Source organism: Ruegeria sp. CDSC085 (genome assembly GCF_059610465.1).
In genome coordinates this window covers 342,510-355,908 of sequence record NZ_JBXWNR010000001.1, presented here as the reverse complement: position 1 = coordinate 355,908, position 13,399 = coordinate 342,510, and the positions used below count along the sequence as shown (strand labels likewise).

13 protein-coding genes are annotated in these 13,399 nt (G+C 56.4%); 8 read left to right on the top strand and 5 right to left on the bottom strand.

What is annotated here, in order from left to right:
- Positions 1 to 67 precede the first annotated feature (67 nt).
- Positions 68 to 1,588 (bottom strand): trimethylamine methyltransferase family protein, encoded by a 1,521-nt coding sequence (locus tag AC2FJB_RS01805; protein ID WP_496718664.1) that lies wholly within the window; start codon positions 1,586 to 1,588, stop codon positions 68 to 70.
- Between the two features lie 181 nt (positions 1,589 to 1,769).
- Here AC2FJB_RS01805 and AC2FJB_RS01800 point away from each other — a divergent pair, with 181 nt between their 5' ends.
- The 5 genes from AC2FJB_RS01800 to AC2FJB_RS01780 all read left to right on the top strand — a co-directional run bounded on the left by AC2FJB_RS01800 (position 1,770) and on the right by AC2FJB_RS01780 (position 9,181).
- A complete protein-coding gene (locus tag AC2FJB_RS01800; RefSeq protein ID WP_496718662.1) occupies positions 1,770 to 4,205 on the top strand; it encodes a GcvT family protein in 2,436 nt (811 codons plus the stop codon).
- Positions 4,206 to 4,295: 90 nt separating this feature from the next.
- On the top strand, positions 4,296 to 5,267 hold the full coding sequence (locus AC2FJB_RS01795; RefSeq protein ID WP_299636856.1) for a LysR family transcriptional regulator: 972 nt from the start codon (positions 4,296 to 4,298) through the stop codon (positions 5,265 to 5,267).
- A 547-nt stretch (positions 5,268 to 5,814) separates the two neighbouring features.
- On the top strand, positions 5,815 to 6,423 hold the full coding sequence (locus AC2FJB_RS01790; protein WP_496718660.1) for a carboxymuconolactone decarboxylase family protein: 609 nt from the start codon (positions 5,815 to 5,817) through the stop codon (positions 6,421 to 6,423).
- Between the two features lie 356 nt (positions 6,424 to 6,779).
- Complete coding sequence (gene ppk2 / locus AC2FJB_RS01785; protein WP_117868514.1) at positions 6,780 to 7,703, top strand: polyphosphate kinase 2; 924 nt, start codon at positions 6,780 to 6,782, stop codon at positions 7,701 to 7,703.
- Between the two features lie 107 nt (positions 7,704 to 7,810).
- On the top strand, positions 7,811 to 9,181 hold the full coding sequence (locus AC2FJB_RS01780) for an MATE family efflux transporter (protein WP_496671654.1): 1,371 nt from the start codon (positions 7,811 to 7,813) through the stop codon (positions 9,179 to 9,181).
- On the opposite strand, the gene AC2FJB_RS01775 is transcribed toward AC2FJB_RS01780, so the two are convergent.
- Positions 9,178 to 9,579 carry a hypothetical protein gene (locus tag AC2FJB_RS01775; RefSeq protein WP_117868515.1) on the bottom strand — a complete coding sequence of 134 codons (402 nt, stop codon included), beginning with the start codon at positions 9,577 to 9,579 and terminating at the stop codon, positions 9,178 to 9,180. The two genes, AC2FJB_RS01780 and AC2FJB_RS01775, sit on opposite strands and share 4 nt — an antisense overlap.
- 2 nt (positions 9,580 to 9,581) lie before the next feature.
- On the bottom strand, positions 9,582 to 10,784 hold the full coding sequence (locus AC2FJB_RS01770; protein WP_496718658.1) for a pyridoxal phosphate-dependent aminotransferase: 1,203 nt from the start codon (positions 10,782 to 10,784) through the stop codon (positions 9,582 to 9,584).
- 92 nt (positions 10,785 to 10,876) lie between these two features.
- Here AC2FJB_RS01770 and AC2FJB_RS01765 point away from each other — a divergent pair, with 92 nt between their 5' ends.
- The 3 genes from AC2FJB_RS01765 (at position 10,877) to AC2FJB_RS01755 (ending at position 12,098) form a co-directional block, all read left to right on the top strand.
- Complete coding sequence (locus AC2FJB_RS01765; RefSeq protein WP_117872654.1) at positions 10,877 to 11,269, top strand: helix-turn-helix domain-containing protein; 393 nt, start codon at positions 10,877 to 10,879, stop codon at positions 11,267 to 11,269.
- Entirely contained in the window at positions 11,266 to 11,523 is a 258-nt protein-coding gene (locus AC2FJB_RS01760) for a succinate dehydrogenase assembly factor 2 (protein ID WP_496718656.1), read from the top strand. Before AC2FJB_RS01765 ends, AC2FJB_RS01760 begins: the two co-directional genes overlap by 4 nt.
- Positions 11,524 to 11,600: 77 nt before the next feature.
- Positions 11,601 to 12,098 (top strand): MarR family winged helix-turn-helix transcriptional regulator, encoded by a 498-nt coding sequence (locus tag AC2FJB_RS01755; RefSeq protein ID WP_496718654.1) that lies wholly within the window; start codon positions 11,601 to 11,603, stop codon positions 12,096 to 12,098.
- Between the two features lie 117 nt (positions 12,099 to 12,215).
- Here the strand turns inward: AC2FJB_RS01755 and AC2FJB_RS01750 are convergent, their stop codons facing one another.
- Together AC2FJB_RS01750 and AC2FJB_RS01745 are read right to left on the bottom strand one after the other, a co-directional pair.
- A complete protein-coding gene (locus tag AC2FJB_RS01750) occupies positions 12,216 to 12,917 on the bottom strand; it encodes a DUF1194 domain-containing protein (RefSeq protein ID WP_299894399.1) in 702 nt (233 codons plus the stop codon).
- On the bottom strand, positions 12,914 to 13,342 hold the full coding sequence (locus tag AC2FJB_RS01745) for a VOC family protein (RefSeq protein WP_496718652.1): 429 nt from the start codon (positions 13,340 to 13,342) through the stop codon (positions 12,914 to 12,916). Before AC2FJB_RS01745 ends, AC2FJB_RS01750 begins: the two co-directional genes overlap by 4 nt.
- Positions 13,343 to 13,399: the final 57 nt, after the last annotated feature.

Genomic DNA, 13,399 nt, shown 5'->3' with positions numbered 1-13,399 from the left:
CCATCCTCTGTAAGTTTCTTCAGTGACCCTAACGGTTCGGCATCGTGCTGGGAATGCCCGCCATCATTCAGGGCAGGATACGAAAACGTCGGCGTATTTCGGCGTCTTGCTCTGAGGTGAGATACTCAGGGTAATGCGTGCTTAACACCTCTTGAGCGACTTGCCGCGCGGATGACCACGCATCCAGTGCACCGTCTGTTTGCCACGTGCGGGGCTCCTGACGATCGGCGAGCTTCGGATAGAAGTAATCTCGTTCCATGGCTTCATAGGTTTGCTCGCTGCCCAGAAAGTGCCCCTCGCCCAGAACCGAATGGCATATGGCGTCAAAGCCAAGGTTCGCTTCAGTGACCTCGATCCCGCGCAAGACGCGATATGTGTGCGAGTGCATTTCGTTGTCCAGAACAAAGGCCTCGAAGCTGACCCCGAGCAGAGATGCCGTCATCCCCGAGCTTTCATAAATCAGATTGCCTCCTGCCAGCGCTGCCGCCAGCGATGTGATGCCTTTTTCAGCGCCATGTTGGGCGTCGATGGCCTTGGCATCGGCCATCGAAGCGGCCACACCTGATGGCAAGCCCAGCCAGTTCGTGATTTGCGCTGACGCCGCATTCAGGATCGCAGTCTCTCCGCTGCCCCCTGCGAAAGAGCCGGTCCTGAGATCCACGACAAAGGGCCAGTTGGAAAAGATCATTGGAAAGCCGGGTTTGATCGTGTTGACCATCACGAGACTGGCCAGCGTTTCGGCCAGTGATTGCGCCAGAAATCCGGCTAGAGTTGCCGGGGCGGTTGCGCCCGCCTGCGCGGCCGTGATGCATGACATCGGTATGTTATGGGTGACGCATTCATAGACAACATCCACGGCATCCTGGCCATATCGCATTGGCGAAATGATCGGGCTTATATGAGCTTTCAGGAAGGGGCGTTTGGCGAATTCCCCCGTCCCCCCGGCGACGATGTCCAGCATCTCGACGATCGGGCCGACATGTTCCGCCAACGTGAAAGACGTTGCTATTGGCTTGGTTGTGTTGCGTACCAAAGCGTAAACGGTGTTGACGTCCAGATCGAACACATCGGGGACGTCGGTTGCCACGCAGCACCGGGTAAACCAACTGACATTGGCCAGCGTGTCCTGTAGCCGGGTGAAATCATGCAGATCGGCCAGGGTGGACGGGCGATAAAGCCCACTGTTGATATCAAGTGTCTGAACCGCAGCACCGCCGGTGCCAAAATACACGCGGTCGCCACCCACCTCGATGGACCGGTTTTCATTCCGGCCGTGGAAGGTGAACGTCTTCGCGGCCGAGGTGATGGCCTGTTTGACCATGGAACGGGGAAAAACCAGCCGGTTCTGTTCCCGGTCCTGAGCCCCCGCTTCCCTGAGGTCGATGGCCAGCCTTTCCGGAACATCTCCCATCCCCAACTCTTCCAGCAGACGCAGCGCGGTGTCGTAAATTTTCTCAATTTCCGAAATGCTTAAGGGCCTGAATGTCCCGCCTTTCTGACCGGGCGGGCAAGGATCAAAAACGGGCTTGGCCGCACGCTGTGCGTGCCGTGCCTTTCGACCGCTTCTTTTGACGCTCTCCGATGGCATTCGTTTACGTTACCTTGCGTTTTCCTGCACCGTAGGACCCAACTTGTCCCGGTATCAAAGAAGAAGTGCCGTTTTCAGAATCCGAAATCGCGGTTTCGATTTTCCGGCACCCGCAATTGCCCTGTTGTCTGCCCATCCCGTTATTCAGCAAGACTGGTGCCGAAAATGAAGGAGCAGTGCCATGAAGTCGCGTACCAGAGCCGTTGTGATAGGGGGCGGGATCGCCGGGTGTTCGACGCTCTACCACCTGACCCAGGAAGGGTGGACAGATGTGGTTTTGGTCGAACGGAATGAACTGACCTCGGGCACGACATGGCATTCGGCCGCGCAGGTAACAAATTTTGGCATGAACCAGACGATGGTCGGTCTGAAATCTCATTCGATTCATCTGTACAAGGAACTGGCCGACGATCCGGATTACCCTATCAACTATCACCACGCCGACGGTGGGATACGTCTGGCGAATACTGAAGGACAGATGCAAGGCTATCGTCACTTCGCGTCGATGGCGCGGGGGATGGACGTGCATTTCGAAGTGATCGACGCGGATGAATGTGCCCGGCGACACCCGTTGATTTCGACCGATAATCTCATCGGCGGGCTTTGGGATCCGCTGGACGGCGACATCGATCCAGCGCAATTGTGCCAGGCCCTTGCGCGCCGGGCACGCAAGGCGGGTGCCGAGGTGTATCGAAATACGCCGGTGACCGCGCTGACACAGCACAGCGATGACACCTGGACCGTGCATACCGAGCACGGGGATATCGACTGTGATGTCGTCGTCAACGCCTGCGGCTACAGGGTCAACGAAGTCGGCGCCATGATGGGTGTACATCATCCTGTGTCGTCCATGGAACATCAGTATTTCCTGACCGAAGAAATCGAGGCTATCCGGGATGCCGGTCATCGGATGCCGCTGCTGCGCTGCCCGATCAGCGACTATTATTGCCGACAGGAAAAGAACGGGCTGCTACTCGGGTTCTACGAGCAGGGATGCAAGACCTGGGGTATGGACGGTATTGACCCGAACTTCGTGAACGCTTTGTGCCCGGATGATCTGGACCGTGTGACCGATGTGCTGGAAGGGGCCTTCGCGCGCATGCCTGCCTTGATGGAGGTTGGTATTCACACCGTGGTCAACGGGCCAATCACCTACACAATTGACGGGGCGCCTCTGGTCGGTCCGATCCCGGGAAAACGCAACGCGTTTTGTATCATTGGCCTGCGGGCCGGGCTGGGTGAAGGTGGCGGTCACGGATGGTTGCTGGCACAGCAGATCGTGCATGGCGAGGCATGTTATGACACGTGGTGCCTCGATCCCCGAAGGTTCGCCGGACATGCAAATGTGGAACTCACGGCACTAAAGGCGATTGAAGATTATCAGAACGAATTCAGGTTCCACTTTCCGCATGAACATCGCCCTGCGGGCCGACCCGCCAAGACGACCCCTCTGACGCCTGTTCTGGCATCCGAAGGAGCCGAGTTCACTGTGGTCAACGGGTGGGAGAGGGTGGATTTTATCAAACCCGATCCCGGATTTTCGCCGAAGCTTGGTTTCGATTTTGACGAAACCTTCGACTTGGTAGCTGCCGAAGTCGAAAGCATTCGAACCGGCGTCGGGCTTGCAGAGGTCAACGGGTTCAACCGCATCGAGATCACAGGATCCGACAGGCACGCATTCCTGGACCGGTTGTTTTGTGGATTTGTCTCTCGGCGTGACGGGCGTGTCGGGTTGGGATACCTGTTGAACGACCACGGTATGATCAAGGCAGAAGCGACGATTGCCAATCTGCCCGCCAGCGACCGGGGACCGGCCCGCGTTTGGTATGGCTCTGCCGCAGCGAGCGAATTTCACGACATGGATTGGTTGCGGCAGCATCTGCGCAGCAATGAAGACGTTCAGTTGCGCAGCCTGACGAAGGATCAGACCATTCTGGTTCTGGCCGGCCCGAAGTCGCGTTCTGTCTTGTCAGCCTGCGCCAGAGGAGATTGGTCGGCAGATGCGTTCCCTTGGCTCAGTGTGCGCGAGTGCTTTGTTGGTATTGCTTCTGCAACGGTTATGAACCTCAGTTTCTCGGGCGAGCTGGCCTATGAAATCCATGTTCCCAACGCCTCGCTCTATGCGGCCTATCTTGCCTTGCGCGAGGCGGGCGAAACGCACGGGCTGAAACTGTTTGGTGCCAGGGCTGTCGAGTCCATGCGCATGGAGAAGAGTTTTTTGCATTGGAAAGCCGATCTGATCACGGAATTTGATCCCTTTGAAACCGGTCTGGATCGGTTCGTCCGGTTGGACAAGGGCGCTTTCGTGGGGCGTGATGCCTTGTTGAAACGAAAGTCAGAAGGACCACGGCGCAAGCTGGTCCCTCTACGTATTGAGTCAACTCTCGGTCCGGCGCATCCTGGGGCTTCTCTGATGCAGGATGATATTGTCGTTGGTACTGTCACGTCGGGCGAATGGGGGCATCGCACGGAAATGAACCTGGCGCATGCCTTCGTTCATCCGTCTCTGGCGGAGGTTGGCCGCGAAATGGAATTGGATAGTTGCGGGAAACGAATAGGTGCGACGGTTATCAATCCAAGCCCATACGATCCGGATTTTGCACGTATGAAAGCCTAGAAACGAGCCTTTCGATCAACTTCACCATTGCCGAAGGGGCAATTCTTTGCTTCGCTAGTTTCGAACAAATCGAAACAATGGTCGGTTGCCGTGTCCAAATCTCTGAGTCTTCGATGGCTGGAAGTTTTTCAGCTGATCGCCAAATCCGGATCGATTCAGCAAGTCGCATCAGAAACAGATTTGTCGATCAGCACAGTTTCGAACCACCTGCGCAGCCTTGAAAGCGCGTTGGGCATTGAATTGGTTGACCACGGACGCCGCCCCATGGGCCTGACACCGGCAGGCGAGGTATTCGCTCGCTATGTGCGGGAGGGTCTGACTGTGCTGAAGCGCGGTGAGGCCGAAATTCGAACGGGAAACTGGCAGCACGCGACGGACCTGCGACTGGCTTTGATCGATGATTTTGACAATCAGATCGCGCCCGATCTTGTTCGTTTTCTGGCGCAGGCTCTGCCGCGTTGCAATTTCCGCCATTTCACACGCCCCAGCCACGAAATTCTTGCCAAACTTCAGGAACACAAGCTTGACGTAGGCGTCGCCACTCGACCACTGGGTCGTACTGAGGGGCTGATCGAATACCCTTTGATGAGAGACCCCTTCATCGTCGTGGTTCCCAACAAGTTTGAAGGGTCTCCTGAAGAGCTGTTTAATCCAGATGCCAACCTGCCTTTGTTGAGGTATTCGCGTGACTATGTGATCGGCAAGCAGATCGAAACGCAGTTGGCCCGGAGCAAATACAGCCTGCCCAACCGGTTTGAGCTGGAGTGTAATCAATCCATCATCGGCTTGGTTGCGCAGGGCAGCGGGTGGGCAATCACGACCGCCGCGTGTTTTCACCGAACGCAGAGGTTTCACAACAGCGTAAAGGCTATGCCATTTCCCGGTAGCAACTTCGTTCGCACAGTGTCGCTGTTTACAACTGAAGTATACCCGGCAACGACATCGGTGCTGATCCAGAAGGCCATGAGCAAATTGATACGTCAGCATTTCACAAGACCGATGTGTGCCCGGCACAATTGGCTGAAAAATGAATTCCGTACCATGGAGATTGAGGGTGTGTAACCCGATTTGACCTGGCCGCCAAACAGATGGCGGCTGAGGACACTTGAAAACAGTCGCTTGCGATATCCGCCTGCGGGATTTGTAATCCTTCCACCGGTTTCTTCTGCCTGCTTTAAGCATCGCCAGGACGAGAGTTGACCTGAATCCCAAGGTTCTACCACACTCACGGAGTATCCTTGGGTTTGGTTTGATGGCCTTGCGCAGCCCGTTTGATCATGGCGGTTGCGGGGGCAGCAGTGTTGGCCGCCTTGAACCTGATCTATTGCGTGAAAGCATCCGGGAAATACCGGACCGCATTCGCTGTGGCAGGCGTTTTGCACCTTCTGGCATTGATACTATTCAGCAATGTCTCGATGGTCTCAACGGTGTTGATGCTTGCTCGGCTTTGATTGGGTATGCAGTGTTGGTGGTTCGCAAACCGGACAGACGTTCGAAATGCAGTCTCCGTTGGTGGGCTCTTTTCGAAAGACTGTCGAATTCGTCTCGCCTCCGGCTCAAAGCGCTTCTAGTCTCTGAACAACAGGCAATCACGTCAACAGGAAGCCAAATGAGCTGGATCAGAACAATCCCATTCGAGCAGGCCACAGGCAGGCTGAAGAAACTCTACGACCGCGTCATGGGTCCGGACAACAATGTGGACAATATTATGATGGCGCATTCGTTGCGGCCGCATTCGATGGAAGGCCACATGGCGATCTACAAGGCAGTGCTGCATCACTCGGGCAACAAGATACCGAAGTGGTTCCTCGAGATGCTGGGCGTGTGGGTCAGTTCTCTGAACCGATGTGGATATTGCGTCGAACACCATTTCGCGGGTTTGCAGCGTTTGCTGGGCGATGAAGAGCGAGGAAATGCGATCCGGGCGGCGATTGAGGCGCGCGATCCGGCAGCCGCCCCGTTGGACGCAGCGCAAGTGGCGGCGATGACCTATGCACGCAAGTTGACTGAGGCTCCGGGCGATCTGGTCGAAGCGGATGTGACCGCTCTGCGTGACGCGGGGTGGGACGATGGTGAAATCCTTGAGATCAATCAGGTCTGTTCCTACTTTTCCTATGCGAACCGGACAGTTCTGGGGCTGGGATGTTCAACGGAGGGGGACATGCTGGGTTTGTCGCCCAATAACTCGGACAACCCTGACGATTGGGGGCACCGATAAAGCCTGAAGCAAGGGGTATCGGCAGATCCGGTGCGCTTTACGGGCGCCAGCTTTGGCCATGGCCACGTCGGCCGAGGCCGGCTTAAAAATATGTTATTGAGGATTCAGGCAAGGTGCGCTCGTGCACCTCTAAACTCGGCGAATTCTTGCAACGTCAACTGCTTTGGCGCATCAGGCTTGCGCCGGTTCGGAAACAAATCGACTGGCGTCGCAGCTTGAAATACGGTGTTCGTATCGGAACCTCTGATCCGGTGTCGAATTCATGGGTTTTTGAGGCATCAATTTGACCCCAATCAAAGCGCATCCTTGGCCTTTCTGCTAGCTCCCTTTCGGGACAACAGAAAAGGAAAGATTTCATGGATGCCATTGCTCGGGTCAAAGTAGATTCAACTCAGACCAAGACTGGGCCGACCCCGGTTGCAGAGGTCGCAGAACCCAGCCCGGAAAAGATCCGGCAGGCGTTTGAAAGCGGCAAGTACCCCTATGGTCGCAAGATGGCGCGGTCGGTGTACGAAGAACAGAAGGCCAAATTGCAGGCAGAGTTGCTGAAGGTTCAGCTGTGGGCTCAGGAAACCGGGCAGCGCTTCGTTCTGCTGTTCGAAGGGCGCGATGCTGCTGGCAAGGGCGGTACGATAAAACGGTTCATGGAGCATCTAAATCCGCGTCAGGCTCGGGTCGTTGCCTTGAATAAACCCACTTGGGAAGAAAAGGGGCAATGGTATTATCAGCGCTATGTTCAGGAACTGCCAACAGTTGGTGAAATGGTGTTCTATGACCGGTCCTGGTACAACCGCGCGGGTGTCGAGCGGGTGATGGGTTTTTGCTCTCCCAACGAATATCTGGAGTTCATGCGGCAGACGCCGGAGTTGGAACGGATGCTGGTGCGGTCGGGAATCCAGCTCTACAAATACTGGTTCTCGGTCACTCAGGAAGAACAGCAGCGCCGCTTCAAAAGTCGAGAGATTGATCCCCTGAAACAGTGGAAGCTGTCGCCGATTGACAAGGCGAGCCTCAGCAAGTGGGATGACTATACCGAGGCGAAAGAGGCAATGTTCTTTTACACCGATACGGCTGATGCGCCGTGGACGATCATCAAGTCGAATGACAAGAAGCGCGCGCGCCTGAATTGTATGCGGCATTTCCTGTCGACGCTGGACTACCCGGGTAAGGATCACGACACTGTGGGTGAACCCGATCCGTTGATCGTGGGGCAGGCGCATCACGTCATCCACCGGTCCGAGCATATTTTGGGTACAGCATTGCACCCGGACGCCCGTTAACCGCCACGGTGCCTGCTCTTGCCGTGTGAGTAGGCACCGGAGTCTCATATTGAAATTTTGGTGATCTTCTCTTGTCCCGCGCCAAGCCCGCGCATATGGCTGGTGCAATGACAAAAGTGATGACCTATCCGGCCCACTTTCGGGCGATTGCCGTGCTTGGCCTGCCGTTGGTCGGTGGCCATCTGGCGCAGTTTGCCATCGGCCTGACCGACACTATTATGCTGGGCTGGTACGGGGTCGAGGCGCTGGCAGCCGTTACCTTGGCCAGCAGCTATTATTTCGTTTTGTTTTTGTTTGGCGCGGGGTTCGGTTGGGCTGTTATGCCAATGGTCGCCACCGCGGCGGCAGAAGGGGACGAAACCAGCATTCGCCGCTCGACCCGTATGGGGCTGTGGTTGTCGCTGCTGTACGCTGCGGTGGTAATGCCTTTGTTGTGGTGGTCCTATCCGATCCTGATCGCCATGAAGCAAGAGCCGCATATTGCTGAAACCGCGTCAGAATATCTGCGCATTGCCGGTTGGGGGTTGTTTCCGGCGCTTATCGTGATGGTGCTGAAATCCTACCTTGCGGCTCTGGAGCGAACGCAGATTGTTCTGTGGATCACGGTTGCGGCGGCGGTTGTGAACGGGTTTACCAACTATGCGCTGATCTTTGGCAACTGGGGCGCCCCGGAACTGGGCGTGATGGGCGCAGCGATCGCGTCGATCGCGACGCAGGTCGTTTCACTGGTCGCGGTTGTTTTCTATGTGGTCCGGACCCTGCCGGAACACAGCCTGTTCCAACGCTTCTGGCGGCCGGATTGGGAAATGTTCATCAGCGTATGGAAACTGGGCGTGCCCATTGGTCTGACCACCCTGGCCGAGGTGTCGCTGTTTGCAACATCAGCCGTAATGATGGGCTGGCTGGGTCAGGTCCCTCTGGCCGCGCACGGGATTGCCCTGAATCTGGCGTCGGCCACCTTCATGGTACATCTGGGGCTGTCCAATGCGGCCACCATCCGGGCCGGCAACGCGTTGGGCCGCCGGGACAAGGCGCATCTGGAAAAAGGTGCAATTGCTGTGACGGGCATGTCGCTGGTCATGTCCGTTGTGACCGTCATCCTGTTCCTGACATACGCCGAGCCGCTGATTTCTCTGTTCATGGAGGCCGATGATCCGCAGCGCGGACAAATTCTGGCTATCGGGACCGGATTACTGGCCATGGCTGCACTGTTTCAACTGGTCGACGGGGCTCAGGTAATTGCGCTGGGTCTGCTGCGCGGGTTGCAGGATGCCAAGATTCCCATGGTTATGGCGGCGCTCAGCTATTGGGTAGTGGGAATTCCGGCGTCATATTATTTCGGCTTCGTCCGTCAGATGGACGGCATCGGTGTCTGGCTGGGATTGGTGCTTGGTCTGGCCTTCGCGGCGGTACTGCTGATGGCCCGGTTCTGGTTGCATTCGGTGCGGCAGATGCAGGCGCCGGCAGAGCCTGCTTAATCTTTGCTCAAGCGGTCGGCCTTTTTCCGAACCAGAACCGTGCGCAGATCGTGCATCGCCATCAGCAACCTGTCGGTCACATCCTCAAGCTGTTCATCGCTTGCCTTGGACTGCGCCCATTGCGTGGTCAGATTCAGATAGTCGACAGCGCGGTGAATATCGTCAATGTCGCGCTGGGCCAGTACAACCCGGCGCTCTTCCATCCATTGGGCGATCTCTGCCTGATCCCGTTCGGACAAAGCCCGTTGCCCGTGCGGCTTGACCTCGCCGTTGCGGATGTTGACGACGGCTATCTGATCCATCTCAATCCGGCGTTGGCGGTTTTCTGTATCGATCCGAAACACGACGGCCCCGTTCTCACGGATGCGAAAGTAGTATTCGGGAAGGTCTGCAGACATGTTCACCTCAGAGATGCACAAAAGCGCTGTATACGACCGCAGGCTTCGGTCAGGGCTGCATCGGACGTAGCATAGCTGACCCGGAAGTTGGGTGACAGGCCAAAGGCCGCGCCAAACACGACGGCGACATCCGCCTCTTCCAACAGGGCAGTGGCAAAGGCTTCATCGTTTTCGATGACGGTTCCCGCGGGTGTTGTTTTGCCAATCAGCCCAGTGATTGAGGGGTAGACATAAAACGCACCCTCGGGTTTCGGGCAGGTTATTCCGTCAATCTCGTCCAACATGCGCACCACCAGATCACGGCGGCGTTTGAACGTTTCATTGTTCGGGGCCAGAAAATCCTGTGTTCCGTTCAGCGCTTCCACCGCCGCCCACTGGCTGATCGAGCAGGGGTTCGAGGTGGATTGCGACTGGATCTTGCGCATCGCAGAGATGAGTTCGACCGGACCGGCCGCATAACCGATGCGCCAGCCTGTCATGGCATAGGCTTTCGAAACACCGTTGCAGGTGAGCGTCCTGTCATACAGGCCGGGCTCGACCTCGGCAGGCGTGCAGAATTCAAAGCCGTCATAGGCCAGGTGTTCGTACATGTCGTCCGACATGATCCAGATATGCGGATGGCGCATCAGAACATCGGTGAGGGCCTTGAGCTCGTCCCGGCTGTACCCTGCGCCTGTCGGGTTGGAAGGCGAGTTGAAGATGAACCATTTCGTCCTGGGGGTGATTGCGGCTTCCAGTTGTTCTGCCGTCAGTTTGAAGTTGTTGGCCAGCGTCGTTTCAACAACAACCGGCGTTCCACCTGCCAGCAAAACCATGTCGGGGTAGCTTACCCAATAAGGCGCGGGGATAATAACCCTGTCACCGTCATTCATTGTTGCCATCAAGGCGTTGTACAGCGTTTGCTTGCCGCCCGTTCCAACCGAGATCTGCGCGGGCGTGTACTCAAGCCCGTGATCGCGCTTCATCTTGGCGCAAACCGCCTGCTTCAGTTCAGGAATGCCGTCTGGAGCAGTATATTTGGTTTTTCCCGCTGCAATCGCTGCAACAGCAGCGTCTTTGATGTTCTGAGGTGTGTCGAAATCCGGCTCACCCGCGCTCAGGCCAATAACGTCGCGCCCGGCGGCTTTCAACTCGGCGGCCTTGGCCGTCATAGCGATTGTGGGCGAGGGTTTGACGCGTGACAGTGTCGCAGACAGGAAACTCATGGATGGCCTCGGTTTGTATGTTTAACCCGACTGTCATAGGGTGCGTCGGAATGACGATCAAGCCGTATGGATAATGTGAATTGGAGACCCGAGTGAATGAAGAAAAAGACTGGTATGGACCGGACTCTGCGACATTCGGGGACCGTTTGGCTGGCGCTCGCGAAGCGGCCGGAATGACCCAGGCCGAGTTGGCGCGTCGACTTGGTGTCAAGAAGACGACGATTGCCGATTGGGAAAACGATCTGTCCGAGCCACGCGCGAACCGATTGTCGATGATGGCGGGTCTGGTCAACGTCTCGATCATGTGGCTGCTGACCGGCGAGGGGGAAGGCATGGATGCCCCGGTGGGAGAGGGCGAAGGCGGTATGGAACTGTCAACCGCCGTGGCTGAACTGCGCGCCATTCGGGGCGAGATGCGGGTTTGTGCCGAACGTGCGGCGCGGCTGGAAAAGAAAATGCGCCTGATGCTGGAGCAGAAGAATTGAGTGAAACCCGGGACGTACGCATCAAGCGAATGAAAATGCGATCCATGCGGCGCGGGATTAAAGAAATGGACATTATCCTGTCCGCTTATGCAGATCGCAATCTGGCTGATATGGATGCGGCCGGGCTGGATGTTTTTGATGCGCTGCTGCACGAAAACGATCAGGACCTCTACCAATGGGTCACTGGTCAGGTGCGGCCACCGGCGCAGTTTGCCAGTTTGGTTTCAAGCATCGCGCAGACCTTTCAGAAATAAGAAAATACCAGCTTAACCGATTTTTCGGACTTTCAGGTCATCGTGCCTCAAACAGCACGACTGAATCGGAGGGTCGGATGAGTATGGAAATGCAGGTCTCTGGGCTGGGAGCCAAGGGGTTCATGACCAGCTATCTTGAGGCGCTGGCCCTGGTGGAACGGCTGCACCGGTTGCTGCTGGACGTCATCAAGGATGAATTCGAGCGCGTTGGCGTGCTGGAAATCAACGCGGTTCAGGCGTTGCTGCTGTTCAATATTGGTGATCATGAAGTGACGGCGGGTGAGCTGAAGAGCTGCGGCTACTATCAGGGCAGCAATGTCAGCTACAACCTCAAGAAACTGGTTGAGATGGGGTATATGCACCACCAGAGATGCGAGATAGATCGCCGCTCTGTTCGCGTTCGTCTGACGCCAACAGGCAGGGAAATCCGCAACATAGTATCCGACCTGTTTGCGCGTCACGCCGAAGGATTGCAAAGCAGAGGAGTGTTGGAGTTGGAAGGTATCGAAGACATCACCACGTCGCTGCGCCGCGTGGAGCGGTATTGGACGGACCAGATCAGATACATCTACTGACCGGGGCTGTGCATCGGACGGAATCAAAACCGTCCTGCACTGATGCACAGGCTTGGCGGCCTTGCTCAAATGCCGGTCCAGGGAACGGACCCGTGACAGCGGCAAACAGACGCGGAGTTATTGTGAGTCTTCATCGAGCGCACCAATCTGCAAACCGCTCAACTCCCGTTTCAGCTTCTTTCGCATGGCCCGTTCAAAATCCTCGAACCCCTGAGCGACTTCCAAAAAGGCGCCAGGACCATGCAAGACATTGTTTTCAAAGAAGGGAATCAGATAGAGTTCGCCTTCAAAATCAGCCGCGTTGATCACGAGGCCATTCACCACAACGTCCTGAAAGGGGAAGTGCCGATAGGCTATCTGCGGCCCGTAGCCATCGTTGTTGGAGCCATCCCCGGACAGATCAATTGTTTGAAACAAGCACTCGGGTGCTTGATTCATCAAGGTGGACCCGAAGGCAAGGGCATAGCCCATGGCGGTCGCGGATCCGGTATCCGATCGTACTGAATCACTTATCTGACCGGATGCGAAAAGCAGGTCAGAAATATCTTCGATCAGCAACCAATTCAAAATGACATGCTGCGTGGAACGTCCGCTCCATTCGTAAACAGCTAAGGCAACCGGCATGGGAGAAGAGAAAAAGGCCTCTTGCACGTCGGGTGCGATCAGCGCGGCGGCCAGTCCCTGCCGTTGCAGCATGTCCTCGGCCTCATCGACCGAAACCGAAATGTCCATCGCCAGTGCAAGGGCCAGACGACATTGTTCAGCCTTGATCGGGCTGGCCAGGACGGCCAACCCAAGTGTTATGACCCACCGGATCACCAGTGGCCGATGCTTTCCATGCTAGTCCAAGGTTCCTTGGGCTCCAGAGCATCGCCGTTTTGCAGAAGCTCGATCGAGATATTGTCGGGCGATCGTACAAAGGCCATACGACCGTCACGCGGAGGTCGATTGATCGTAACACCATTGTCCTGAAGGTGCCGGCAAACCTCGTAGACGTTGTCGACGCCGTAAGCGAGGTGGCCGAAGTGGCGGCTGTCGCTGGGCAGGTCGTCATCACCGTCCCAATTGTAGGTCAGTTCAATCGGAGCGTCTTCTTGTCCCGGAGGGGCCATGAAAACCAGTGAAAAGCGCCCGGCTTCACTGTCATAGCGGCGTGTCTCCTTCAGGCCCAGAAGTTCATAAAACGCCATGGATTTTTCCAGATCCTTCACGCGGACCATGGTGTGAAGATATGTCAGCGCCATTTGGCCATCCTTTTCGACTCAGTTTGCAAACAGCTTAGCGCGCCAACCTAGTGTGTC

Excerpts from the sequence above, each read along its gene's own strand:
- AC2FJB_RS01805 (WP_496718664.1), bottom strand. The coding sequence starts at position 1,588 with ATGCCATCGGAGAGCGTCAAAAGAAGCGGTCGAAAGGCACGGCACGCA.
- AC2FJB_RS01800 (WP_496718662.1), top strand. The coding sequence starts at position 1,770 with ATGAAGTCGCGTACCAGAGCCGTTGTGATAGGGGGCGGGATCGCCGGG.
- AC2FJB_RS01790 (WP_496718660.1), top strand. The coding sequence starts at position 5,815 with ATGAGCTGGATCAGAACAATCCCATTCGAGCAGGCCACAGGCAGGCTG.
- ppk2 (WP_117868514.1), top strand. The coding sequence starts at position 6,780 with ATGGATGCCATTGCTCGGGTCAAAGTAGATTCAACTCAGACCAAGACT.
- AC2FJB_RS01780 (WP_496671654.1), top strand. The coding sequence starts at position 7,811 with ATGACAAAAGTGATGACCTATCCGGCCCACTTTCGGGCGATTGCCGTG.
- AC2FJB_RS01775 (WP_117868515.1), bottom strand. The coding sequence starts at position 9,579 with ATGTCTGCAGACCTTCCCGAATACTACTTTCGCATCCGTGAGAACGGG.
- AC2FJB_RS01770 (WP_496718658.1), bottom strand. The coding sequence starts at position 10,784 with ATGAGTTTCCTGTCTGCGACACTGTCACGCGTCAAACCCTCGCCCACA.
- AC2FJB_RS01755 (WP_496718654.1), top strand. The coding sequence starts at position 11,601 with ATGAGTATGGAAATGCAGGTCTCTGGGCTGGGAGCCAAGGGGTTCATG.
- AC2FJB_RS01745 (WP_496718652.1), bottom strand. The coding sequence starts at position 13,342 with ATGGCGCTGACATATCTTCACACCATGGTCCGCGTGAAGGATCTGGAA.